Here is a 25,594-nt window from a genome sequence, read left to right on the forward strand (position 1 = left end):
TTGACACACTTGTTAAATCATTATACCAAAACTTGTCTGAAAACCTACCGAAAAGACTTCGTCCCTCTATGCTCTGTTTAAGCTCGTGTAGCATTTGCTGTCCGCTACGTTCACTACGGAAGGGAGTCGACAAGAAAATCACTTCGCTTCTCATTGACGCAAAAAATGCCGACTCTTTTCCTTCCTACGTTCACTCCGCTTTGTTTCGCTTAAAATGAGCGGCGAGCGGACGAAGTCTTTTCTTGGCAGGCTGGCGCAAATGGAAGGAATGCTTAATCACTTTACTTCTGTTAAGCAATTAAGCATTCCGATATTATGAAAAGACTTCGCCATCAGACGAAGCCTTCTTCTGGTTAGCCTATGAGTACAAGTCAGCATCAGGACCATATAAATCCGGTCGCTTCGCTGCTTTCTTCGCTAGTTTCTTTTCTTTACGCTGTGCCAGTACGGTGTAGAAGGATGGTACAACGATCAAGGTCAGCATGGTAGAGAACAACAGACCAAAGATAATCGTTACCGCTAATGGCCTGAATAATACGTCTCCAGAGAGTGCGAGGGGCGTTAAACCAGCGATAGCCGTCATCGTGGTCAACAGGATGGGACGAAGGCGAGCTTCACCCGCTTGAATAACCGCTTGCTTCAACCCGACTCCCTCATGTCGCGCGTCTTCGATAAATTCAATTAACACGATACCGTTCCGAACGACGATACCAGAGAGCGAGATCACTCCCATCATCGTCATAAAACCAAGCGGAGTCTGGGTGATGAACAGACCGATCAAGCTGCCCGCAAAGGCGAGATAGACCGTGCTCATCACAAGCACAGGGATGGTAAGCGAGTAGAATTGCATCGCGATCAGGATAATGATCAGGAAGACGACGATAATAGACAGTTTCCCCAAATCAATGAAAATATCAGTCTGTTTGGAGGTTTCCCCAGCCACTTCCCAGCGATACCCTTCTGGGAACTTCATGCTTTGTATAAGCGGCCGAACTTCTTTCATGACCTCCGTAGCTGTCCTCCCTTTTACATCAGAGGATACTGTGACGATGCGCGATAAATCTCGGTGGGGGATTTTTTGAATGCTAAAGGTTGGTTTGAGATGGGCGATCTCTGAGAGCGGTATCTGTTCTCCTCGCGCATTGGCCACCGTCAAGCGTTGGAACACCACTTCTGGGTCTTCGTTCTTGGACTGAGAGTACAATTTGATATTGATTAAATCATTTCCGTTATCAAATTCACTCACCGTAAGCCCTTCTCCCAAAAGTCGAATCGTTCGGGTCAGATCCGTGTAGTTGACTAGCTTTTGATCCATCAAATCCTTATTAACCTCAAACTCAACGGCATAGCGCTCGATCCCAAAATCATCCTGCACATCAAACGTCCCCGGAACCTTGGAAACCTTGCTCTGGACTTGCTGAGAAAGACTCCGAAGCGTGTTGATGTCCTCTCCATAAATACGGATAACAACTGGCATCCCAACTGGAGGACCGGTTTCCAATTCTTTTGGAATGATGCTCGCTTCCGGGAACCGTTTTTTAAATTCTGTACCCCATTGATCAACTGCCTGTGCTGTTTTCAGATGAACCTTATCGACTTTTACGACCAATTGAGCAACCGTGACTCCACTTCCTGCACTCACATCTCCGCCAAACATTTTCGGAGCACTGCCGCCTACATAGCTGGCAACCATCGTTACGCCTGGCTGCTTCAAGATATAGTTGGTTACTTCTTGTGTCAGGGAGTCTGTCTTTGCGATGCTGCTGCCCACTGGCACGCGAATGTTAACTAACATCTCGGCACGGTCATCAATCGGGAATAATTCAACCGGAGTCATTGGAATTAACCCGTAAGCAGCCGTTCCGATCAATACACCAACCATTCCTGTAAATAACGGCCGTTTCAGCATACGAGGCATCAGGTTATTCGAATACCATTTGATTAATTGAGCGATTTGATTACCTAAGAGTCCTGCTGGCTTACGGTAGCCTTCAGCCCCTTTGGAGAATCGTTGTTCATGCCACTGGCGGAAAATCGGTATAATCGTAAGCGACATAATCATCGAAGCCAACATAGTCAATGAAATAATCGTCGGGATCGGCCGGATGAATTGCCCTACATCGCCCTGTAAGAAAAGCAACGGAGCAAACGAGGCGATCGTAGCCAGGGTAGCTGTCAGAATAGAGATCGACACTTCCTTAGCCCCATTTACGGCAGCTCGAAATGGCTTCTCACCTAGTACGGATAGACGCCGCTCGATGTTGTCATTCACAACTACTGCGTCATCCACCAGGATACCCAGTACGATGATGAGTCCGACAATAGTCATTTGGTTCAGAGTAATATGGAGCGATGGCAGGAAGACTAATCCGATGGCCAGAGAAATCGGGATCGCCAAGGCAACCACAAGTGCTGTCGTTATATTGAGACCAAGCGTACATACAAGCAGGACGGCAATAATGGCAATCACCATTTCCCGGGTAAGCTGGCCAAACAATATATCGACGCGTTCATTCTGCGAGAAAATCGAATCTTTTTTCGCCCATGCCGGCAGACTCTTTTCCAAGGTCACCATCATATCGTCCACTTGTTTCTGTAGAGCTGGCACATCGCTGCCCATTTCGGCATTAATGCTCATCGTTACAGCCGGTTTGCCATTGTGATAGGCCAGATAATCAACCTTTTCAGTCGCTAAGCTGACTTTGCCGATGTCTCGCAAATAAATCGGGAATCCGTCTTTCGAACGGCTGACAATGACCTTCTCCAATTCCAGCGGGTCTTTGCTTTCTTGAATTTTCAACTGATAGGTACGATTTTTTACGTCATAATTGCCGAGTGGAATCTTCTCATTTTCTGTCTTCACGGCATTTAATACCTGACCCCAGGTAATTCCGTATTGTTGAAGTTTTTGCGTATCAACATCAATTCGAATTTCCTGCTTAGGAAGTCCATCAATCGTGACATCTGCTACACCATGAATGGTGCGAAGCTGATCCTTCCAGGTTTTTAACATGTCGCGAAGACTATACAGCTGCTCGCGGCTATCCGCCGTAATATTGATGGTCTGAACAAACGTACGGTTCAGGTCATCGTTGATGATGGGCTGTTTAGCGTCAGCGGGAAGGTCTTTTTCCGCATCTTTTACCTTTTTGCGCAGTTCATCCCACTTCTGCTTAGCGTCTACCTCTGGTTTGGCTTCGACAAGAATGAAGGAAACACCGAAGCTTGAGGTGGAGGAAACATAGTTGAGACCTTGCAATTCGTTGATTTTTTCCTCGATTTTCTTCGTGACTGTCTGCTCTACCTTTTCAGGGGAGGCACCGGGAAGAACTGTTGTAACAGTTGCCATGCTGACGACGATCTCCGGAATCTCTTGCTTGGGCAATTGAAAGAAGCTGAGGAAGCCAACCAGCATAATCATCACAAAGAATAGCAGGGTGATCTTCCGTTTGCGGACGATGTATTCAATCACGGTTACTTCCCTCCTGTTGCCTCGATTGGATCACCGTCAAACAAACGGTCTACTCCCTTAACGACAACCTGCTGGCCCACTTGCAATCCTGAAGTAATTTCGAGCTGGTTTCCGATCAGTTCCCCAATCGTTACTGGGGTTTTAATCACTTTATTTTGGGATGCGACAAATACGTAGGGTTTGGCTTCTCCCCGGCTGATGACCGCTTCAATTGGCAGGAAGATTCCCTCTTTGGATTCAAGCTTGCGCGTGGCTTTTACCACTTGCCCGGCGAACCAGTCATGCTTCGGATTGGCGATGGTGACTTCTACTCCGATTGTGCCTGTGCTTTGATTGGTGGAAGGAAACAGCTTCGTTACTTTCCCTTCACGGCTTGAGTCATACAAGGAGAGGGAGACTGAATCCCCTTCTTTCCATGAAGTAATTTCTCGATCTGGAACCGGGAGCACAATCTTCAAAGAGTCAATGTTCCCGATTCGATACACGGGAGCTCCTACGGACGTCAACTGACCGATTGAGGACTGTTTCGCAATCACGGTTCCCTCGATTGGAGACTTCAATTGAGTCTTGGATAAGGTCAAAGCCGCCATTTCCTTGCCGATTACGGCTTGATCATAGCTCGAGCGCTGTGCTTGCCGATCCTCAGAGCGGGCACCTTCCACGGTGAGCGCATACGATTGCTTGGTAGACAGCAGGTCTTTTTCGGCAATCGTCAAACGATTCTTCGCATTCTCATAATCATTTAAGGAAATCGCCTTTTCCTGATACAGCTTCTCCATACGCTTGAAATCGTCCAAGGCTTTTTGATAAGAGACGGTAGCTTTATCGAGTATGGATTTCGATTGAATGATTTCTTCCTGTCTTGCTCCATTGATCGTCTTGTCTAAAGCGGCTCCGGTTTGTGTTACGGTAGAGTTAGCCCTGGCGAGTTGAAGTGAGTAATCACTTGTGTCAATACGCGCAAGAATTTCGCCTACCTTGACATGATCCCCCTCGTTTACGCTTAGTTGAGTAATTCGACCTGCCACTTCAAACGACACGGTTGCTTCTTCTCTCGGAGCCAATGTTCCTGATAATTCTGACACGCGGGAAGCTTTTCCTGAAGTTACAGTTTGTACTCCCACCTGCTTCGCTTCCATCTGGGGTTGCGCAGTTGTTGCAGGTTGATTACTGTTACAAGCTGTTGTGGCTAAAACAGTTGTAGCCATCAAGACGATCAGCCACTTCTTATTCATCCGTACCTCTCTCCAATCGCTATGGGGATTCATCAAACACTACGGCCAACATCCAACATAATTTCAAGAAACTTGCAACGCTCGGATCAATATATCGACAGAGCGATCCAAGAGACGCTTCTCGTCAATCGCAAAATTCTCAATACCCGCTTGAATTCGGACGAAAAAAGCCGAATAGAATGAGGAAATAAGCATATGCGCGGCAACTGCCAAGTCACAGTCCACAATTTTTCCGGCTTGATGTAAGAGAGCAAGTTTGTCAATCAGAACGAATATTGCAGCGCTTGGCAGCTTGTAAAAAATACAGTGCGTTTCATCCATTAGATTCTTGGCCTCGATGAAGGTGATCATTAGGATTTCCTTTCGTTCCTGAAGCGCTTGATTAAACACTTCCGTATAGCTGATTAAGAAATCTCTTACGGTTGGATAATCGAGTGGATTCAACACTTCCAACTGCGGCTGGATCGTAGAAACCTCCTCCAGCAAAGCGGTAATCAAGCCTTCCTTGTTGCCAAAATGGCGAAAGATTGTGACTTCATTCACCCCAGCTTCTTCCGCAATCAGTCGCGTTGTCGCTCCCTTAAAACCCTTCTGAGCCATCAGATGACGAGCGGCTGCAAGGATTTTCTTCCTGGTTTCCTGTTCCTCTGCCTTCCCCTCCGTATGATGCTGCTTGTTTTGATCCATGATAACCCCCGCCATGCAAGTACTTACTTACAATTTTTTCAACACTGCCAATTATAACCACAAAAGTTTATGCATGTAAATACTTGCATGCAGTTATCAGGCTATCCGAAAAAAAGGAGACTTCCTCTAGATCGCTCTAGAGGAAATCTCCTTTGGCTGTGGCAGATAGTTGCTGTTGAAAATGGTTCTGAAAATAGCTTTGAAAATCGTTCGGCAGTGTCGCCTCGACACTGATCGACTCCTGCGTCACGGGATGGGTAAATGCTAGCTTGCTCGCATGCAAAGCTGCTCGGTAGAATCCTGATTTCTTCCCGCCGTACAGCGTATCACCCAGCAACGGATGGCCTAACCAGGCAAAATGCACGCGAATCTGATGGGTTCTTCCCGTTTCCAGCTCTACTTGGACAAGGGAGCCGCTTTCATGACTTTCCATCACCTCATAGTGTGTGATAGCCGCATCTCCATTGGGATGAACTCGTCGTCTGGTCGAGTGATTCGGATCGCGCGCAATCGGTTGATTGATGGTCTCTTTTGCACCCTTCGCTTCTGATACTTCACCCGTTACGATTGCGAGGTATTCACGGTGCAGTTCATTGGCTCGCAAAAGTTTATCGGCCAGTTGATGAGCATAGCTGCTTTTGGCGATGAGGACCGTCCCTGTTGTCTCTTTATCCAAACGATGAACAGCATGCGGAGTGGCGCCCTGAGCTTCCAGGTAAGCAGCTAATTGCTGAACGAGTGTGCCTGTCTGACTTGGATTGGTCGGGTGTACAGGCATTCCAGCAGGCTTGTTCACTACGAGAAATAGTTGATCCTCAAACAAAATCGGAACCGGAGCCTCTATAGCTCCCGCATGGACAGGCGGAATTGCACCTGGTGGCTTCTGATCCGTGATTCTGACCGATATTCGATCACCCACTTTTACTTCACGCTTCAAAAAGGGAGCTTTTCGATTTAATTGAATGCCCTTGCTTCTCGTCAGACGTTGAATCATTCTGCCGGAGATATTCAGCGTTTCCTTCAAAATCTGTTCAACCGTGCGGCCTACGTCTTCATCTGTTGCCGTATATTCTAACCACGCCTTATTCTTCATGGAAACCTCCCGCTTACATCACTTCTTGCCCATTGTATCCGAAACCAGAACCAGAAGAAAAGCCCAGGTCATCACACGCACCTGGGCTTCCATTCCTATTGTATAATCTTCGCTTCTTAACCTTTAAGATTTTCCGGGTTCAAGCCTAGCAATTCAGGCAGAACGAACAAACCATCTTTACGAATTAGTTTATCGTCAAACCAAATTTCGCCGCCACCGTATTCTGGGCGCTGGATGTTGACCATGTCCCAGTGAACGGTGCTTTTGTTGCCATTGTTGGCGTCTTCATATGCCTGACCTGGAGTGAAGTGGAAGCTTCCCGCAATCTTCTCATCGAAGAGAATATCATTCATTGGGTTTAAGATATACGGATTCACACCGATGGCGAACTCCCCGATATAACGAGCGCCTTCATCGCTATCCAGAATCTCGTTCAGTCGTTTGGTATTATTCGCAGTCGCTTCTACGATCTGACCATCGCGGAAGGTGAGGCGGACATTCTCGAATTTGGTTCCCATGTACTGGGTTGGCGTATTATAAGAAATCGTTCCGTTGACGGAATCACGCACAGGAGCGGTGAAGATTTCCCCGTCCGGAATGTTATTCTCGCCAGAGCAGATCACATTCGGGATTCCTTTGATGGAGAAGCTCAGGTCCGTTCCCGGTCCAACCAGACGGACGCGATCCGTACGATTCATTAATTCTTTCAGCGGCAGGAATGCCTCGTGCATTTTCTTGTAGTCGGTTGAGCACACATCAAAGTAGAAGTCCTCGAACGCCTCTGTTGACATGTTGGCACTTTGCGCCATTCCAGGTGTCGGGTAGTTGAGCAGCACCCATTTCACATTGGATGTAATGTAGTTGTTCATATCTTTCAGCACTTTTTGATAAGCTTGGCGTCGTTCAACCGGTACGTCAGACATCTCGCTGTCATTGCTTGTTCCTGCGATCACGACCATCGCGTGCATGTCTTTCCACATGGGCTCTTCCCATTTCAACACACGATGAGCGCGTTCTTCTGTTGTGCCCATCATCAGTTCACGCTGGATCGATGGATTAATGAAGCGTACAAAAGGGTGAGCACCCAACGCATACGCTTGCTTCACCAACTCACCCGCCAACACGTCACCTTCCCCGCGCACTTCAATCATGACGTTCTCGCCAGCCTGCAAGCGGACAGAATGGTTGAGAAGATTCTGTGCCAAGGTAACAATCCGTGGATCTTTCATCAAACATACCCCCATATCATTATTTGTCCATATATTTCTGACAATTATTGTAGCACACAGGGGTACCGCGAAACAGACTTGTTAAAAATTTTTCTATCGACAGAAAAAGCCAATCCTACTCAGAAAACCGCTCCTGCAAAAACTGGCGGACTTGTTGCTCTGCCATGTGAAGGTCCGCTCCATCTATTGTTAGGAATTCCCCTTGGTAGTCTCCAGAATGACCAGAATATCGCGGATCATAATAGTCAACGAGCAAAGAAGCAATAGCGGTAGAATAATCACCTTCAAGCAAAGCTCGTTTAATCAAATTGGCCTGGTCGGTAGGAATTTTTCGATAGATCTTTTGGAACGAATCCAATACATTCGATTGGAAATCTGGCCGCCATTTGAAGGGGGCAACATAATCTTCATACAAGCGACATACTCTTACATCCAGAGGCGCTTGCACGAGCAGATGGATGGTCGCCGATGTTTTGGCGTTTAGTAAAAATTCCGGCAACGTCGCATTGCCAATCCGTTTACTCTCCGCTTCCATGATGATGTAGGGCGCATTCTCCAATCGGCGAAGACCCTCAAACAATCTTGCGTCGAACATCTTTTGATTGGCTGGTTTTCCTTTGCCCAAATGACCAAATACAGACCCGCGATGACCAGCCATCCGTTCCAAATCCAGCACGGGCTGTCCGCTTGCCTCCAGCGTTTGAAGCAGTGTGGTTTTGCCTACTCCCGTCATTCCATGCACGAGCACTAAGGGAGCCTTTAGCTCATATGGTTCAAAGGTCTGCGTAACATACTTGCGATAGGCGCGGTAGCCTCCCGTTAGACGCTGAACTTCCAGCCCGGCAAAAGTGGAAAACGTCGCCATCGCCCGGCTGCGCATGCCGCCCCGCCAGCAAAAAATGGTCGGGATCTCTCCCGTCTCCTCCGCTCGGCCTTTAATCGTCTGCATCAAAAGCTCTATTTTCGGCGAAACAAGCTGCATGCCAAGCCATTGTGCCGCTGCTTGGCCTTGTTGTTTATAGGTAATTCCTATTTGGGCCCGTTCCTCATCGCTAAATAAGGGCACATTACAGGCACCGGGAATTGTATCTCGGGCGAACTCTCTTGGCGAACGGACATCGATTAGATTACTGTATCCTTGGTGAAGGATTTCCTGAATATTAACATCTCTCAATGAACAAACACTTCCATTTCTGATATGCTTACACTAGTCCGTGAAAAACAAGAAGACTCTATAATCATATCATTCTATCCAATCAGGCAGGAGGTTATAATATGACAACATCGGTTAAGTTAACATCACTTACTAGTAAAGGGGGCTGCGGCTGCAAGATTAGCCCTGACGCCCTTTCTTCTGTCCTCAAAAGTCTCCCTCGTCCCGGCAGCGATAACCCTCGACTACTAGTGGGAGTAGAAACCTCGGATGATGCGGGTGTCTATCAAGTGACAGACGATCTAGCTTTGGTCCAAACATTGGATTTTTTCACTCCGATTGTGGATGATCCATACTGGTTTGGACAAATTGCGGCAGCCAACGCCTTAAGTGACGTGTTTGCCATGGGTGGACGGCCGATTACAGCTTTAAATATTGTCGGTTTTCCGATTACGAAGCTTGACCCATCCATTTTGACCGAAATTTTGCGCGGCGCTTCTGAGAAAATTGCAGAAGCTGGTGCTGCACTGGTAGGCGGCCATTCGATTGATGACCCTGAGCCGAAGTTCGGTCTTTCCGTTACGGGGCTCGTTCATCCAAAGCAAGTACTGACGAATGCAGGAGCCAAACCAGGCGATGTCCTAATTCTCACCAAGCCAATTGGTGTTGGTATCCAAACAACAGGCATTAAGCGAGATGCGCTTCAACCTGAACAAATCCAGACCGTGATGAAAATCATGGCCACCTTAAATAAGCAAGCCGCCGAACTGATGGCAGACTACCCTGTCAATGCGTGTACAGATGTGACGGGATTTGGCTTACTGGGACATTCCCTCGAAATGGCGGAAGGAAGCCAAGTGGGAATCCGCATCCATTCCACGAATGTGCCGATTCTGCCGGGGACTCGCGAATTGGCAAAGCAGGGAATTATTCCGGGCGGCAGCAAATCCAATGCCAAATGGGTATCGAATCGAGTCGAGTTTGCCTCAGAGCTGGATGAAATTGATCGGATTATTCTTTGTGATGCCGTAACGTCCGGGGGACTTCTGATGAGTCTGCCTGCTGACCAAGCCAATGATTTACTTGCGACTCTACACGAAAATGGAGTGGAGTGGGCAAGAATTATTGCCGATGTGGTTGAGGATCATCCTGGGCGAATAACGATTTTGTAAAATTTTCCTTGCATTTTTAGAAATTACTGGCGTATGATAGTTAACAAGTCATTTCCCAATTTAATGAAAAATGTTGAGATGTACTTCTCATAAAACGAAACGGAGTGTTGGATATATGATTCGTCCTGTAGATTTCACCATCTGATGGGCCTCGCTGAGGGGCACCATCGCCTCTCACACCATCATATTGTTGAAGCTGCAGGATGAGTATACGTCCGCACCGTTTTCATATGTTACGACATATGGAGGCGACGGTATTCTATTGGTGTATTCGTGCACCCTTGAATACTTCGCCTTCACTTTTTTCACAAGAGTTGGTCTAGATCGAGATGATTTCTAATCGATCCAACACTTGTTGAACAAAAGCAAAACGCGAGCGGAAGAAATTCACTACTAGACTTCCTCCCTCGTGTTTTGCTTTTTTTTGTGGACGTCTCCTCCTCATCCTGCGGTGTACGATATTGTTTTTGATCCAAAGGTCATCTTGATAATAGATTGGAGGAATCACGCTTGAGCTGGTTATCGTGGAATTCGAACCTGAAAGTTCGCTTAATTGGAGAAACGATTTTTCATATTTTTTATTGGATGTTCTTCCCATTCATGGCTTTGCACTTTACTGAATCCTTTGGGAAAGAAGTGGCGGGTCTTATCCTCACCATTCCTCCGCTTGTCGGAGTATTCTCCAGCCTGATTGGAGGACGTATGGCGGATCGCATCGGTCGTCGTCCGACCATGCTGCTGGGCGTCGCAATCGAAGTCGCAATGTTTGCCCTGTTCTCCGCTTCGTCCTCACCCTGGGTTGAGTTCATTGCTTTTACCGGATTATCCATTGGCGGCTCCATTTATTGGCCCGCAAGTTCCGCTATGGTGGCGGATTTGACAACTGAAGAAGATCGCCGTGAGGTATTTGCCACTTTTTATACCGCGATGAATGTCGGCGTAGTCGTCGGTCCCATTATCGGTTCGTTCTTCTTTGAGAATTATCGCTCCCAGCTTATGCTCATTTGCTTTCTCATTAACGCTGTGTTTGGTATCGTGCTGTTCTTTATGTTGAAGGAAAGCTTGCCAAAATCAGCACGCGTCGAAAAGTCCAGCTCGTCTGCATCCAGTCTCATGGACCAATGGCGCAGTTACAAGGCGATTTTCAGTGATCGTATATTTGCCTGGTACATTATCGCGGGGATTCTGATCAGCTTCACGTTCATGCAGATGGACTTGTACATGCCGGTCTACATCAAGGAATTCGTTCCGACTCAATCCCTGTTCTCGTGGGGAGATTGGTCTTACTCGATCAACAGTACGCAAACTTTTGGCTGGATGGTAGGAATTAACGGCCTGCTCGTCGTGCTGTTTACCTTGATGATTACCCGCCTCTTCTCTCATTGGTCTGATCGCAATTCACTGATTCTCTCTTCTATAATCACGGGTATCGGAATGTTTGCGATGGCTTTTACCACCAATGTTTGGCTGCTCTTTGGCTGTATGGTCGTCTTTACGATTGGAGAATTAGTTCGTACGCCAGTTGCTCAAAGCTTTATTAGCAAATATGCGCCTGAGGACAAACGCGGGCAATATATGGGCGCCTCCACGCTGCAGTTCTCGATTGGACGCTTTCTCGCTCCGTTCTCCATCGGAGTTTCCCAATGGCTGTCTCCCATCGGTGTGTTCGGTATGATCATGTTGTGCGCATTCATAAGCGCATTGATCTACTTCCGACTTTTCCGCGTGATTGATAAACAAATTGCGAAGCCTCAGTCTGTCAAAGCGGGCAAGGGTGGAGAGTATGCTAAGGTAGAGATTAGTTAAGAAACCCCGTCAGATATCCTGACGGGGTTCTTCATTAGCCGAACTGGCCACGTTATGGAATTTGCGGAGCGATTGGCTTCATATAATCGCTAATCGTAAACTTGCCGTTCATCCATTTGTAGGTGTCATCGTAAACGGCACGGAAATGCTCATCCTTGCTGGAATAGGCTTCTAACAGACTTTTCGAGCCGTAGTAGTAGGCGTGGATTTTATTCTTATCGATCCCAAGCTTATGACCGGCGATCAATTGGTTGTAATAAGTCTGGAAGAATTTCAGGTCACGAACCATTTTCTCGTCACCTTCCACTTCAATCCCCATTCCGTATTGATTGGCTACAGAAAGTGTTGATTCGATTCGCTCAGTTGACACGTCAGTGAAGTAGAAGTTAGGTTGTACAAACGCGTAGTCAAAACCAAGTTGCTTCCACTCCGTAAACCCTGGTGCTCCGTAATATGGAATCCAGTAAAAGCGCAAGGCCTTTTGGTGAACCATCTCAGCCGCTTCCCAAATAATATCTCTTTCCCTCGGAGAAGCATCATCTACAAGCTCATGGAACCAATAAATTCCTTCCAGTTTTAAATAGGAATAATCGGCGGCATTCCAGCGCTTCATCAGTTCGTTGAAATACCAGTTCATTGCTTGAAGGCGATATTGGTAGGCTCTCTCTCCACCAACCTTGGAAGCCTGGAAGGAAAGCGGATCCTGGTCTTCAAGCACTTGGCCGAAGTTTGCCTGATTCGGATCGGGATATGGCAGGGTGAGCACGACCTTTTCAATCGTTCGATGATTGACAAGCGTACCTCTCTGCTTGTTATACTCCAGCATCGCCGTGTTCAGCGCATCTAGCTGTCTGCCTTGCTGGAACAGGTCGTTCAAATACTTATTCCAACTGTCTTTGGTAGCTGTCATGGTTGGATAAGGCAGGAACAACACACTGTCAAAGAGTTGATCGGCCATTTTGCCATCCTGGTTAATATAGCCAACCAGCGGAAGGAAGTTGTCGACGGTCCAAGTTCCTCGTTCCCCATTGGCTCCCGAATAGGCAAGCAGCAGATTTCTCATCCGATCTTCCGCTTTGATGTCTTCAGCCATTCCTCCATTCTCGACACGAGTCGGTGGCAGCAAGACAAGGGAAGGTGCAGCCTGATTATTACCCAACACTTGCAGCTGACGGGCGAAAACCCAAACCTTCACCGGAAACCGTACCCGTACAGACTGCAATTCAGTGGATGGCAATTGAACGGTTAACGAACGAATTAGAGAAGTTTTATCTCCCGGAGACACGGCATGCGTTACTTTCCCTGCATAGGACCAACGCTTGCCGTCTTGGGAAACTTCCACTTCCATTGACTTAGGAAGCTCAATTCCTGCTCCTTGATCCTGTTTAAATTGAAGCGAGATTTGCTGAACGTTTTTCTTTTCAGGTAATGTAACAGTAATCTCCCTGCCAAATTGACGATTGTATCCTGTCCATGTCTCCGATGGCGTAACGATTCCACCCACTGGACCTGGATACTTCTTCTCCATATTGCCAAAAAAGGCATCCTGCGGCCCGGTAAAAGCGACTGAACTAAAGCTTCCAGGCGCATAGTTAACCAGATCGGTGTGATTAGCGTTAGATTCTGACGTCTCTGGTTTTGTAGTGGCTGAAGTGTCAGTTCCTGATGGAACAGTCACAGCCGAATCCGCAGAAGAGCTGCCCGACACACTGGTCGTACTGGCAGAACCCGTTGTCGGATTTGGACTACCATCCGCTGTTACCTCTACTGGAATCTGGAGCGTTTGATAGCCAACTGTCACAGTAACTTGTCCCAAACCGGTCTTGGTCCCTGCAACGAATGTACCGTCTGGTTCGATGGCTCCTATGTCTGGATTGTCCAAGGAGAAAATCGGCGTGAACGGCAGCTTCCCTCCGCCTTTGCGAGTAATCACCAGCTGTTCGCTTGTACCGGCAATCAGTTTCAAGTGATGATGGTTAGCCTCTATCTCCACTTGTTGCGCTTGTTCCAAACGGGCTTGCCAAATTCTATCCATGACAACGGCCGCTTCCCCTCTCGTAACGTTCCGAATAGGATAGAACATTCCATTGCTGCCGAGTAACCAGCCCTTTTGCCCGACAGTATAAACAGCGTCCTGCGCATAAGAAGCCACGCTCTTTTCATCTATGTAAGGTTTCGGAGCCGCTCCTGTTCCACTTGGTTGATTAGCCGTCGCATCCATCACACGAGAAAGAATGACCGCCATATCCTGTCGAGACAAGGGGGCTTTTACCTCCAGGCGATCTCCCTTTCCTTTCATGATCCCCGCGTCGATCAAACTGGATAGGTAGGGAACATAAGGGCTGTTCGTAGATACATCCGCAAAAGAAAGTGCGGATTCTCCGCCTGCCTGCAATCCGACGATTTTGGACAGCAAAAGCGCAAAATCCTGCCGGGTAATGGTTTCATTCGGATGAAATAATTGATTGCCGCTTCCATTGATTAACTGCAACTCATTCAAGTGCTGAACGGCTTTCTCCGAGAAATGTCCATGAACATCGGTAAACTCCTTTATTTCCGCAGGAGTCGTCATAGTACCTGGATTAACTTGGGGCATCTGAGTAGCGGGCATTGCAGGATTAGCATTTGCCCACGTTGGGGTAAGAAGCATGATCGCTGCCATTCCTACCGTAATCCATTTGGATGCCCTTCGTGTCTGACTTCTCAAAACAATGTTTCCTCCTCTACTTCCCTATTGATTTATCTCTCTAGTTGTGACGATTTTTTCTTTCTATCTTATGACGATTAATCTGCCAGTTTCGTTTCTTCCGTCTGCTTTGGACGGGGTGGCTTCGGTCCAAAGAACTGATAGTAATCAACCTTTAAATTACCGTTGAACAGTTTGCGTTTTTTACTCGCGGTACGACCAAAATGCTCTTCAAACTGTTCATCAGAGGTAATCACATAGAATGACCATGTATCTAGCTTGGAGCATACTTGTCCTAACTCCTTATTAAGACGAGCAGCTCCTTTCCAATCGCTTAATCGCTCCCCGTACGGTGGGTTGGTGATGAGATAGCCATACTTTCTTTTCGAACTAAGCTCCTTCATCGCCATCCGCTGAAAATGAATGGACTCCTCCACTCCCGCTTCCATCGCATTGCGTCGGGCTATTTTGAGAACCTCTTCGTCAATGTCTGTTCCGATAATCTCTAATTTGCGATCATAATCCGCGAGGTCGTGTGTTTCCGCGCGTGCTTCTCTCCACAGAGTTTTAGGGATAATTGGCCAGCTTTCGGAGACGAATTCGCGGTTCATTCCCGGCGCAATGTTTTGTCCAATAAGCGCGGCCTCAATTGGAATCGTTCCCGAACCACAGAATGGGTCAACCAGTACGCGATCAGGATTCCAGCGAGACAAAAGAATCAAGGCGGCCGCCATGGTTTCCTTCAATGGTGCCGTACCAATTAACTCACGGTATCCTCGCTTGTGAAGTCCGGGGCCGCTCGTATCAATGGTTAAGGTGGCGACGTCTTTCAACAAGGCCACTTCAATTTTGTACATGGGTCCTTTTTCTTCAAACCATTCCGTTTTGTATTTCTTCTTCAAGCTCTCGACTACTGCCTTTTTCACAATCGCTTGGCAGTCGGACACACTGAATAAAGTGGATTTAACGGATTTTCCTTCAACCGGAAAAGTTCCGTTCTCTGGAATCCAATCAGCCCACGGCAAATCTTTGGTCTGTTCAAACAGCTCATCGAATGTAGTCGCACGGAATTCACCGATTTTGACACGTACACGATCCGAAGTGCGAAGCCATAGGTTTGTCCGTGGAATGGCGGACAAATCAGCTTGAAATGACACTTTGCCATTCTCCACTTGCAGATCAGTATAGCCTAGCTTTTTTACTTCTTCCGCAACAACGGACTCAAGTCCAAAGGTAGATGTAGCAATTAGCTCAACTTTATTCATTTCTATAAATCTCCTGTCTATAAGGGTTACCTCATCTTATCATACCCTATTTAGCGGTTCATTTGGCAATTTCGAGTGGATCGCTTTCTTCATTTAGAATTCAGCTTTCTAGTTTACATTGATATCAAGCTAACCGAGGAGGTATTGATGATGAACAAAAAAGCCATTGTAAACTGGGGCGTAAGAATAGCTAGTGTTGCTTTTGTAGTTTCCGTCGTAGGCACCCTTGCTGGACAAGCACCATCCTCTGACAAGAAAAGCGCATCCAATTCAAATGATCAACCCGCCAAGCAATATGTATTCGCCGACAATCCATCTGATAACCAGGCTAAAGAGCTACCCAAAATTGTCAGGCGAACGTATGAACATTGGGAGAATGAAGATCATGATCATGAGCATGAAAAGAAGCATGATGATGACGATGATGATCATTGGGAAGAAGACCAGCAAGAGCCACAGTTGCAGAGTGCACACAACGCTAACGGATTTATTGAGTTAGCTCCATCGTATAATGCACCAACAGATACAAGGACGCGAGCTTCATGACGACACACATCCATACTTTTCAAGCAATGAATACACAGGTAGAAGTCTGTCTGGAACATGATTCTTCTCCCCTGACAGCTTCCGCTTTTCAAGAAGCTCAGGCTCTGTTTGTCCAGGTTGAAGCAGTCTGCAGCAGATTTATCCCAGAGAGTGAGCTATCCTGCTTGAACGCTCAGCCAGCTGGTCATATCCGTGTGGTATCTCCCTTGCTGTTTGAGATTTTACAGGCAGCCAAGCAGTACTATAAGGAAACACAGGGGATATTTCATCCGGGGATTCTGCCTAATCTATTGGCGGCAGGCTATCGGGTATCCTTTGACTTACTGCAACATCGCTATGATTGCGACCATTGTGCGGACTCCCAGCCATCGCTAGAATCACTTGTCCCAGGCCGACTGCCACTCCCTGGCATGCTGCCCTACGAAATTATCGATTCTACCGAACGCCTTGTGCAAGTTGCGACCCCACATGCCATTGACTTGAGTGGAATTGCTAAAGGATGGTGTGCGGATCGAGCTGCTGAGTTACTCGCTTCGACAGGCTGTGGTTACGTGAATGCGGGTGGAGATTTGCGCCTGTTCGGTCAGAAAGGTTCCATGTGGAAAATCGGCATTGAAGATCCTTTCTACCCTGAGCGCAATAAAGCCATCCTGCATTTAACCCAGGGAGCGGCGGCAACTTCATCAACCTGGAAAAGACGTTGGAGAGTGGGCCAAGACATACGGCATCACTTGATTGATCCACGAACCGGTATGCCAAGTAAAAGCAGCATTGTTTCAGCTACCGTCATGGCTCCATCTGCTATACAGGCAGACATCTTCGCCAAAACTTTGCTCATTCTTGGCGAAGAGGAAGGTTCCGACTGGATCGAGGCACATAAGCTGCAGGCCTTGGTGATTTTGAGCAACAAGGAATGTAGGAGGGTTGGTGTGTCATGAAATTCTTGGACATTTGGTATTTGACCAGAGCGAGCGGGTTGGTGGCCTATTTTCTGCTGTTTATGGCCATCTCTTTGGGATTAATAATCCAAATCCAGCGTCAGCGCAAGAAATCGGTTTGGCTGTGGCCGATCATTCATCAGGCAATTGGAAATTGGGCGATGTATCTGTCACTGTTTCATGTGGGAATATTGCTGTTTGACAACTATCTCAAACTCACTTGGAGTGAACTATTTATTCCGTTTGTCTCCAATTACCACATGTTTCCTTTAGCGTTTGGTATCATAGGATTGTACGGTTTAGTTGCAGTAATCATATCCTCTGATTTCCGACAGCAGATCGGTACGTTTCTTTGGCGCAAGATACATATTTTATCTCCACTTACGTACATTCTCGTAACGTTCCACGGAATTTTTATTGGAACAGATGCAACACATGCCATTCCCCAAATACTTTATGGTGGCTCCGCCTTACTCGTCAGTCTTCTTGCCATCCTCCGTCTCTCGATGGAGATTCCAGGAGCCATAGTAGAAAAGAGGTAACTCCACTTGCGTTTACTAGTCGTAGAAGATGATGTCCACTTGGCCGCCATTCTGAACAAAGGGTTAAAAGAAGAGGGCTATCACATCGACGTTGCTACCGATGGTGAAGAAGCACTCCTTTACACAAACGATCGTGAATATGAAGTCATCATTCTGGACCGTAAGCTTCCACGGTTATCAGGAGATCAGGTACTGGCAAAGCTTCGTTCTTCTGGAAGTTCCGTACCCATCCTGATGCTGACTGCACTTGATTCTGTGGATGACCGGGTCTTAGGCCTGACGAGCGGTGCTGATGACTACCTGTGCAAGCCATTCGCCTTCGAAGAGCTTCTCGCCAGAATCCAATCCTTGCAACGACGGAAGACCAAGACCTACCTGACCAATCAGCTTGTTTGGAACGATCTTGTTGTCGATCTTTCATCTCATCAAGTGCGCTGCAAAGGTATTCCCATTGATCTAACACCACGTGAATTTCAGATACTTGAGGTTTTCTTGCGCAGGCCAGAGCAGGTGATTCCAAGAGAGCGCCTGGCTGAACAAGTCTGGGTCGAACCATGGGACGTACAGGCCAATACCATCGAAGCGCATGTCAAAAACTTACGAAAAAAAATCGAGCCAATCATGAATAAGCGGATTATTCAAACCATCCGGGGATTTGGCTACAAGCTGGTGAACCAGAATGAAAACGACATGGAATCTTAGTTTCCCTTTACGTATCGCTGTTCGTACAGGATTGGCGATGACCCTCGTATTATTCCTGATTATTGTAAGTGCCTATTTTAGTGTAGCTTGGCTAATGAACCGCAACACGAACTCCATGTTGCTGGTGGAAGTCAACTCCATGATTTCACGCTGGACACAAGATCATCACATCACTGAACTGGAATGGAAAAAGGGGTATTACCGCGTTCTGGATAGTGAAGGAAACGTTATTCTTCAAGAGGGAAAACTGCGTGATTCGCTCAACGAAGGGCATGAGCATGTCCCTTTAGACTATAAATCAGACGAAGGCGAACATTTTTCCAATATAAATGAGGGTGAGAATTCCCACCTGATACGCGAGTCATTCTCTTACTTCACCACTCTTTTTTCTGAAAAGGCTCGATACCGTGAAGTGAACGTTCCATTCTCCATTGGAGACGAGACGTATATGCTTGAGCTCGCCGTAGATTTGGAAGACGTTCAGGAATTCCTGCATACAGTATTAATGATATTTATTAGCATCTCCGTCGGCGGTGTTCTGTTAATTACGAGCGTTGTCTCTTATTCGACGATCCGAGCGTTCCGACCCATTCGAGAGATCGCAGAAAAGCTTCAACCAATTGAGCAAAAGTCCTTGTCTACTCAAATAGAACTACCCGTAAAGGACCGAACTCTTCAAGGACTCGTTCAAGGTATTAACGCGATGCTTGGTAGGTTATACCGATCTTTTCTGGCTCAGAGCATGTTTGTCCAAGATGCTTCTCATGAGTTGAGAACCCCTTTAGCCGTTCTGCGCTCAGAGATCGAGATTACCCTGCGCCGTCCCCGAACAGAAGTGGAGTATCAGGAATCATTGAAAAGATGCCTGACAGAAGTGGACCATATGACATCCTTATCCACTCAATTGCTTACGCTTGCTCGATTTGAACAGGGCAAACAGCTCGTAAGCAACACCCTCCCTATCGACGAAGTACTTGAGATAAGCATTCAAAAGGCAAAGCATTTCCTGAAATCAAAACAAATTGATTTTATTCACGAGAAACATGGATTCTGTGTACAAGGAGATCGTGTTTCTCTTGAAATGGTGTTTACCAATTTGATCAAAAACGCCATTACCGCCATTGATTCCGTGGGTACGATTGAAATCTCCAGCAAGCAAAACGATTACGAGGTGTTCATTACCATCAAAGACAATGGCTGCGGAATACCAGAAGAGGCCATTCCTAAGCTTTTTGACCGTTTTTATCGGGTAGATGAATCACGAAACCGTCAATCAGGCGGAACCGGACTAGGATTGGCCATTTGCCATTCCATTATCGAAGCTCACCATGGAAGAATTGAAGTATCCAGTTCTCCCGGAAAAGGCAGTGAATTCCGTGTATATTTTACCTCCAGAAAGAATTAACGTAATACAAGTTGAAAAAGGTAAAAAATTCGTTTCCTTTTTGTTATTATTAGATTATAATTAATATAGTAATGTTGCACAAAAGCAATTTTATTGCCCATACACAAAATAATAATCATTCTCAATTGTCATGCTACTGTCCATCTGGACAGTAGCATGTGGCTTTTTAAGGGCATCTATATTGATTCTTATTATCAATTACAAAAGAAAGAGAAGGTGATCGTTTATGAAAGCACCAGTAAAAATCTGCACAAATCCAATGATGTGCAAAACGTCTGCGTGTCAATCCTCAGCTTGTAAAGCACCCAAGAAGGAACCCAATAAGCTTTTGGCATTCCTCCGAAAACATTTTGAAACCATCGCTGCACTCTCGAGTGGTTTGCTTATTGCCATTGCCTGGGCCTGCGAGCAAGCCAGCCTGTCTTATGCGGCCGTCCCTCTTTTTATTGCGGCTTACGCTGTTGGCGGATATGTCAAAGCAAAAGAAGGAATCACGACTTTAATCGAAGAGCGTTCGCTCGATGTGAATCTCCTGATGTTAGTGGCTGCGATCGGTGCCGCGAGCATCGGTTATTGGATGGAGGGCGGCCTGCTCATCTTTATCTTCTCATTAAGCGGCGCACTGGAATCCTATTCATTGGCGAAAAGCCAACGTGATCTTCACGCATTAATGGAAATGACGCCAGATACGGCCACTCTTTTTTCAAACGGATTTGAACATGAAGTTCGCATCGAAGAACTGCGCATAGGAGATATCATTATCGTCAAACCGAGCGAAAAGATTCCTGCCGATGGGAAGATCGTCCAAGGAAGCTCCAGCATCAATGAAGCCTCGATTTCGGGCGAGCCTGTTCCTGTAGATAAAACCGCCGGAAGTGAAGTATTTAGCGGTACATTAAACGGTCAAGGCGCCTTGCTGATCGAGGTCACACAAACGAACGAAAACAGCTTGCTCTCCAAAATCGTCAAGCTCGTTGAAGAAGCCAAAACCGAGATGCCAGCCAGTCAGCAATTCATTGAACGCTTTGAGAACATTTATGCCAATGCCATTATCCTGTTTACAGTGGTGTTGATGTTTGCCCCACATTATCTACTCGGCTGGAGCTGGAGTGAAACCTTTTATCGATCCATGGTATTTTTGGTAGTCGCTTCGCCTTGTGCGCTTGTCGCCTCTATCGTTCCCGCCATGCTCTCGGCTATTTCCAACAGTGCTCGCAGTGGCGTGCTGGTAAAAGGAGGCACACACCTGGAGAACCTCGCGGGCGTTGGACTGATTGCTTTTGACAAGACGGGAACACTTACTCAAGGTAAGCCGCAGGTAACCAATATGCACGCTTACCAGGGCTATTCGGAATCAGAGATGTTACGGATTGCGGCTTCCATTGAGAGCATGTCGGAGCATCCTCTTGCCAAAGCCATCGTGAGTCAGGCAGAAGCTTTCCAGCTGCAGCTTGATCACCCGGATTCACTGCAGGCGGTTACGGGTCAAGGCGTAGAAGCTACTTATCTGGATCAAACCTGGAGAATCGGCAGTCCTCGCTATTTGAATCAGATTGAACTGACCGAAGAAGCACAACAGGTGATTGATCAGCTTTCACAGGAAGGAAAAACCGTCATTCTCATTGAGAATGGAGCAGGTCTCGTGGGGATCTTTGGTTTGCAAGACACGATTCGCCCACAAGCACGCAAAACCATTGACGAGTTGAAGAAGCTGGGACTTCAGGTTGCCATGCTCACAGGTGATCGTTACTCGACAGCTGAAGTAATTGCCAAGCAAGCCGGAATTGATTTGTTCTACGCTGATTTGCTTCCTCAGAACAAAGTGGAGAAGGTACGAGAGCTTAGCAACCAGTACGGAAAAATCGCGATGGTAGGCGACGGAGTGAACGATGCGCCAGCCTTGGCGATTGCAACCGTAGGGATTTCCATGGGTGGCTCCGGCAGTGATGTCTCTTTGGAGGCCGCCGACGTCGTTCTGATGAAAGACGCTTTGGAGAAAATTCCTGCTGCAATCAAGCTAAGCAGACGTACACGCTCTGTGGTGAAGCAAAATATTGGTTTCGCTCTCTCTGTCATCCTACTGCTCATGCTTTCGAACTTCTGTCAATCAATTACGTTGCCGCTTGGAGTTTTGGGGCATGAAGGAAGTACGATTTTGGTCATTTTGAACGGGTTGCGCTTGCTGCGTTAAACAGAACGGAGAAAAAACTTCGTCCCGCTCCGCTCTGTTTAAGCTCGCGTGTAGCATTTACTGTCCGCTCCGTTCACTTCGGAAGGGAGTCGACAAGAAAATCACTTCGCTTCTCAATGATGTAAAGAATGCCGACTCTTTTCCTTCCTACGTTCTCTACGCTGAGTTTCGCTTAAAATGAGTCTTCAGTGACGAAGTCTTTTCTCCAACGCGGATGGAAAAAGTTTAAGTACTTTACAACTGTAAAGCACTTAAACTTTCATAATTAAAGGACATAAGAAGGACCCTGTCATCACGACAAGGTCCTTTTATTCATTTTGCTGATCAATTATTTTTTCATGGCGCTTTCAAATTGTGTCAGTTGGCGTTTGGTTCCAAATACAATCAACAAATCATTTGCTCGCAAGAACTCATCTGCTGGTGGATTGCTGATAATAGAGTCCCCCCGCTTAATCGCTACAACGGTAACTCCAAAGAGCTCACGAACCTTATTCTCTCGTAGTGTCTGATTGGTCATACGGGAACTTGCTTGTAACACAATCTCTTCCACGCTGTAATCCTCTTGTTCGGCATGCAGGATGGTATCGACAAAATCCACACTGATCGGCTTGAGAATCGACATCGCCATCCGTCTTCCCCCGATACTCGATGGGTTAATCACTTTATCTGCTCCAGCACGATGAAGCTTCTCTTCCGTTTCTGGTCGTTCGGCTCGCGCTACGATGTGAATATTAGGTTGCATCCCTTTGGCCGTAAGTGAGATGAACACATTATCCGCATCCTGTGGAAGTGTGGCAACCAATCCCAGTGCTCGCTCAATACCCGCTTCGATCAGAATTTTATCCTCTGTGGCATCGCCTTCAATAAACAGAAGCTCTTTATCAATTTCCTCCAATTGGCTGACGTCTCGGTCAATTACCACAATGGGGATGTTTTCTTTTTTCAATTCGCTTATGACCTGTTGCCCCACTCGTCCTAAGCCACACACAATGATATGATTTTCCAATTTCGCAATGGATCTATTCATCTTTTTCCTCCACAAGGTTTTCGAAAAACTGCCCTCTATCACCCCTGCAACAATCGCACCCAAGGTATAGGTAAGCAAGCCTACTCCAATCGGAATAACGAACATCCCGAGCACCTTAGCTTCAAACGATTGGGGAACAACATCCCCATACCCAATCGTAAGAAGTGAGATCATCAACATCCAAACCGCATCAAAATAGGAGATATGATCGAGCAAGTGAAAGCCATACGCTCCACCTAAGAAAATTATTATAAGACCGGTCAACGGCAACGACACTTTTCGTGAGACACTCATATTCTTCACCTGGTTTTTCTTGGATCAAAATCGTCATATTCTTTATAATAGCTTGTTTACATCTTACAGTGGTACATATTTCTTGCGGAGGAATTAATAGACTCCATTTTTATTCGGATATCTGATTCATCCAAGCAAGGATCAAGTCAGCGAACCGTATTAATCGAGTCTCGGCATACTGCTTGGCATCAACTAATTCGCCTCGATAATCTTGTAGACATTGTGCAACTAACATTTCAAATTCTCGGATCAGCGGAAGTGTGTTCAGTGCCCATTCACCAGCTTCTTGCTTGGATGACAAGATACCCTCCTGTAAAAAGTAGAGAGCTCGAAGCAAATTGAGAACATAATAGACTGGGTTACCGCTAATCTCCTGCTTTACAAACTTTAAGTCAGAAAGAATGGATTGTACAAAGAACTGCCTGTCGATAGGTGGAATCAACTCTTTCAGGGGACGACCATAGAGGCAAACTCCACGTTCATAGGTTATAGTTAAGTGTGCGGCTAAGTCTTCATCTACCCCATCTGTGCAAAGATAACCAGAGTCTTCTGTATACTTTTTATGATGGGCAATGGAGTAATGAAGCTCATATGGAGTCGGATAAAGAAATGGATTCAAGACTGATTCATGAACCACACTGAACTCCAATCCTTTTAACGGCAATTGACCTTCCAACCGTAAGACATTATGGATTACCGCATATTTGTCTTCTAGAGTTAACTTCTCCGAAACAAGTACCAGTAAATCTATGTCACTTTTTTTGTGATGAAAACACCCCATAGCAAGCGAGCCATGAAGATAGATACCACTTACCTTTTTACCCAATGGTTGGCGAAAACAGTCCACGATACGACTTAAAAGTCTATTTATCTCCTCCATCATTTTCCCCTCTATAAAAAGAAAAAGCGCCCCTTAAAACCAATTCAAGGACGCATTTCTCTTGGTGTGATTATATCATCGGAAGTTGCCAATCAATCGGGGTGCTCCCGATCTGGTGTAGAAACTGGTTGGTCCGAGAAAACGGACGACTGCCAAAAAATCCGCGGTTCGCGGAAAAAGGACTCGGATGCGGTGATTGTATGATGTAATGATGCGCAGATGTAATCAGCTCTCGCTTTTCTTGGGCATGCTTTCCCCACAGAATAAAGACAATTGGCTTTTCTCGGCGGTTCAAGGTACTGATCACTTGATCCGTGAAAGTCTCCCAACCCATCCCTTTATGGGAATTCGGCTGACTTTCGCGAACGGTCAGGACTGTGTTTAACATAAGGACACCTTGTTTCGCCCAGCTTTCTAAAAATCCGTGATTCGGAATCGAGCAGCCCAGATCAGCCTGAAGCTCCTTGTAGATATTTTGCAGGGATGGGGGTGTGTTTACTCCCGGCTTGACCGAGAAACTAAGTCCGTGAGCCTGCCCTTGTCCATGATAAGGGTCTTGTCCCAGTATAACCACCTTGGTCTCCTCATAAGACGTATAATGCAGGGCGTTAAAAATATCGTATTGATCAGGATAAATCGTCTTCGTCTGATATTCTTCCCGTAAAAATTGTCTCAAGTGCAAATAGTACGGCTGCTCAAATTCTTGCTTCAGATAGGTCGCCCAGTCGTTTTTTAGAATAGTCATCGTTAATCTCCTATACGTAATCTCCCTAAACGTTCATTTCTCCTCTCATGATAAGACAACCAACCGGGTAAAAAAAGAAGAAATTCATCCGAACAGCTATTGACCTAGAGTATACTCGAGGTTTTATCCTAGCGTTAAGAGAGGATGTGCGCACATATGCTTCTCAAGATTAGTGATGTTGCCAAACAATTAAATATCTCCATTCATACGATTCGATATTATGAGAAGCTTGGCATCCTACAGTTTACCCGTAAGAATAACATTCGCTATTTCTCCGATCAGGACGTTCGTCTCCTGAAAGCTCTGCTTGAATGGAAGGAGCTTGGCTTTACCCTCGAACAAGTGAAGCTTATCGCTCAATTGGAGAAGAACGGATTAGGGTGTCAAGATTCAGAACTGAACCGCTTAAAAGAAGATTTGTCCATTAAAAAGCTGGCTGAGCTTAAGAATCTGCGAGAGAAAATTGATAAACGCATTCTAGAACTGGAACGTTTTCTAACCGTTCTCGAAAACTATCCCTAAAAAG

The 25,594-nt window shown here is 46.4% G+C and carries 20 protein-coding genes; 9 read left to right on the forward strand and 11 right to left on the reverse strand.

What is annotated here, in order from left to right; all coding sequences use genetic code 11:
* Positions 1–358: 358 nt before the first annotated feature.
* From ACQCN2_RS10520 to mnmH, 6 genes are all read right to left on the reverse strand, one after another.
* The gene (locus tag ACQCN2_RS10520) at positions 359–3,472 is read right to left on the reverse strand and encodes an efflux RND transporter permease subunit (protein ID WP_426928862.1); all 3,114 of its coding nucleotides are present in this window, start codon (positions 3,470–3,472) and stop codon (positions 359–361) included.
* Between the two features lie 2 nt (positions 3,473–3,474).
* Positions 3,475–4,707, reverse strand: coding sequence for an efflux RND transporter periplasmic adaptor subunit (locus ACQCN2_RS10525; protein ID WP_426928863.1), 1,233 nt, complete (start codon positions 4,705–4,707; stop codon positions 3,475–3,477).
* A gap of 63 nt (positions 4,708–4,770) precedes the next feature.
* The gene (locus ACQCN2_RS10530) at positions 4,771–5,394 is read right to left on the reverse strand and encodes a TetR/AcrR family transcriptional regulator (RefSeq protein WP_426928864.1); all 624 of its coding nucleotides are present in this window, start codon (positions 5,392–5,394) and stop codon (positions 4,771–4,773) included.
* Positions 5,395–5,530: 136 nt separating this feature from the next.
* Positions 5,531–6,487: an RluA family pseudouridine synthase gene (locus tag ACQCN2_RS10535; RefSeq protein ID WP_426928865.1), complete on the reverse strand. Its 957-nt coding sequence runs from the start codon at positions 6,485–6,487 to the stop codon at positions 5,531–5,533.
* 116 nt (positions 6,488–6,603) lie between these two features.
* Positions 6,604–7,716 carry an aminopeptidase gene (locus ACQCN2_RS10540; RefSeq protein WP_426928866.1) on the reverse strand — a complete coding sequence of 371 codons (1,113 nt, stop codon included), beginning with the start codon at positions 7,714–7,716 and terminating at the stop codon, positions 6,604–6,606.
* Positions 7,717–7,831: 115 nt separating this feature from the next.
* On the reverse strand, positions 7,832–8,890 hold the full coding sequence (mnmH, locus tag ACQCN2_RS10545; RefSeq protein ID WP_426928867.1) for a tRNA 2-selenouridine(34) synthase MnmH: 1,059 nt from the start codon (positions 8,888–8,890) through the stop codon (positions 7,832–7,834).
* Positions 8,891–8,991: 101 nt separating this feature from the next.
* Between mnmH and selD the strand changes: the two genes are divergently transcribed.
* Both selD and ACQCN2_RS10555 read left to right on the forward strand, forming a co-directional pair.
* Positions 8,992–10,041, forward strand: coding sequence for a selenide, water dikinase SelD (selD, locus tag ACQCN2_RS10550; RefSeq protein WP_426928868.1), 1,050 nt, complete (start codon positions 8,992–8,994; stop codon positions 10,039–10,041).
* 510 nt (positions 10,042–10,551) lie between these two features.
* Complete coding sequence (locus tag ACQCN2_RS10555; RefSeq protein ID WP_426928869.1) at positions 10,552–11,847, forward strand: MDR family MFS transporter; 1,296 nt, start codon at positions 10,552–10,554, stop codon at positions 11,845–11,847.
* Positions 11,848–11,899: 52 nt separating this feature from the next.
* Here ACQCN2_RS10555 and ACQCN2_RS10560 read toward each other — a convergent pair whose 3' ends face one another.
* Positions 11,900–14,554, reverse strand: a complete 2,655-nt coding sequence (locus ACQCN2_RS10560) for a DUF4855 domain-containing protein (protein ID WP_426928870.1) — start codon at positions 14,552–14,554, stop codon at positions 11,900–11,902.
* A gap of 77 nt (positions 14,555–14,631) precedes the next feature.
* The gene (locus tag ACQCN2_RS10565; protein WP_426928871.1) at positions 14,632–15,798 is read right to left on the reverse strand and encodes a THUMP domain-containing class I SAM-dependent RNA methyltransferase; all 1,167 of its coding nucleotides are present in this window, start codon (positions 15,796–15,798) and stop codon (positions 14,632–14,634) included.
* Positions 15,799–15,945: 147 nt separating this feature from the next.
* Here ACQCN2_RS10565 and ACQCN2_RS10570 point away from each other — a divergent pair, with 147 nt between their 5' ends.
* The 6 genes from ACQCN2_RS10570 (at position 15,946) to ACQCN2_RS10595 (ending at position 22,122) form a co-directional block, all read left to right on the forward strand.
* A complete protein-coding gene (locus tag ACQCN2_RS10570) occupies positions 15,946–16,344 on the forward strand; it encodes a hypothetical protein (protein ID WP_426928872.1) in 399 nt (132 codons plus the stop codon).
* Positions 16,341–17,282, forward strand: a complete 942-nt coding sequence (locus ACQCN2_RS10575) for an FAD:protein FMN transferase (RefSeq protein ID WP_426928873.1) — start codon at positions 16,341–16,343, stop codon at positions 17,280–17,282. The genes ACQCN2_RS10570 and ACQCN2_RS10575 overlap by 4 nt, the downstream gene beginning before the upstream one ends.
* Positions 17,279–17,824: a hypothetical protein gene (locus tag ACQCN2_RS10580; RefSeq protein WP_426928874.1), complete on the forward strand. Its 546-nt coding sequence runs from the start codon at positions 17,279–17,281 to the stop codon at positions 17,822–17,824. The genes ACQCN2_RS10575 and ACQCN2_RS10580 overlap by 4 nt, the downstream gene beginning before the upstream one ends.
* Before the next feature lie 6 nt (positions 17,825–17,830).
* Positions 17,831–18,526 (forward strand): response regulator transcription factor, encoded by a 696-nt coding sequence (locus tag ACQCN2_RS10585; protein ID WP_426928875.1) that lies wholly within the window; start codon positions 17,831–17,833, stop codon positions 18,524–18,526.
* Positions 18,504–19,931: a sensor histidine kinase gene (locus tag ACQCN2_RS10590; RefSeq protein ID WP_426928876.1), complete on the forward strand. Its 1,428-nt coding sequence runs from the start codon at positions 18,504–18,506 to the stop codon at positions 19,929–19,931. Before ACQCN2_RS10585 ends, ACQCN2_RS10590 begins: the two co-directional genes overlap by 23 nt.
* 226 nt (positions 19,932–20,157) lie before the next feature.
* Positions 20,158–22,122, forward strand: a complete 1,965-nt coding sequence (locus ACQCN2_RS10595; RefSeq protein WP_426928877.1) for a heavy metal translocating P-type ATPase — start codon at positions 20,158–20,160, stop codon at positions 22,120–22,122.
* Positions 22,123–22,450: 328 nt separating this feature from the next.
* Here the strand turns inward: ACQCN2_RS10595 and ACQCN2_RS10600 are convergent, their stop codons facing one another.
* The 3 genes from ACQCN2_RS10600 to ACQCN2_RS10610 form a co-directional block, all read right to left on the reverse strand.
* Positions 22,451–23,443, reverse strand: a complete 993-nt coding sequence (locus tag ACQCN2_RS10600; protein ID WP_426928878.1) for a potassium channel family protein — start codon at positions 23,441–23,443, stop codon at positions 22,451–22,453.
* A 109-nt stretch (positions 23,444–23,552) separates the two neighbouring features.
* Positions 23,553–24,326 (reverse strand): aminoglycoside adenylyltransferase domain-containing protein, encoded by a 774-nt coding sequence (locus ACQCN2_RS10605; RefSeq protein ID WP_426928879.1) that lies wholly within the window; start codon positions 24,324–24,326, stop codon positions 23,553–23,555.
* Between the two features lie 67 nt (positions 24,327–24,393).
* The gene (locus ACQCN2_RS10610; protein ID WP_426928880.1) at positions 24,394–25,068 is read right to left on the reverse strand and encodes a uracil-DNA glycosylase; all 675 of its coding nucleotides are present in this window, start codon (positions 25,066–25,068) and stop codon (positions 24,394–24,396) included.
* 156 nt (positions 25,069–25,224) lie between these two features.
* Here ACQCN2_RS10610 and ACQCN2_RS10615 point away from each other — a divergent pair, with 156 nt between their 5' ends.
* Complete coding sequence (locus ACQCN2_RS10615; RefSeq protein ID WP_426928881.1) at positions 25,225–25,590, forward strand: MerR family transcriptional regulator; 366 nt, start codon at positions 25,225–25,227, stop codon at positions 25,588–25,590.
* Positions 25,591–25,594: the final 4 nt, after the last annotated feature.

Origin of the sequence: Brevibacillus ginsengisoli, from assembly GCF_050113715.1 — a bacterium.
Classification (GTDB): domain Bacteria; phylum Bacillota; class Bacilli; order Brevibacillales; family Brevibacillaceae; genus Brevibacillus_H; species Brevibacillus_H ginsengisoli.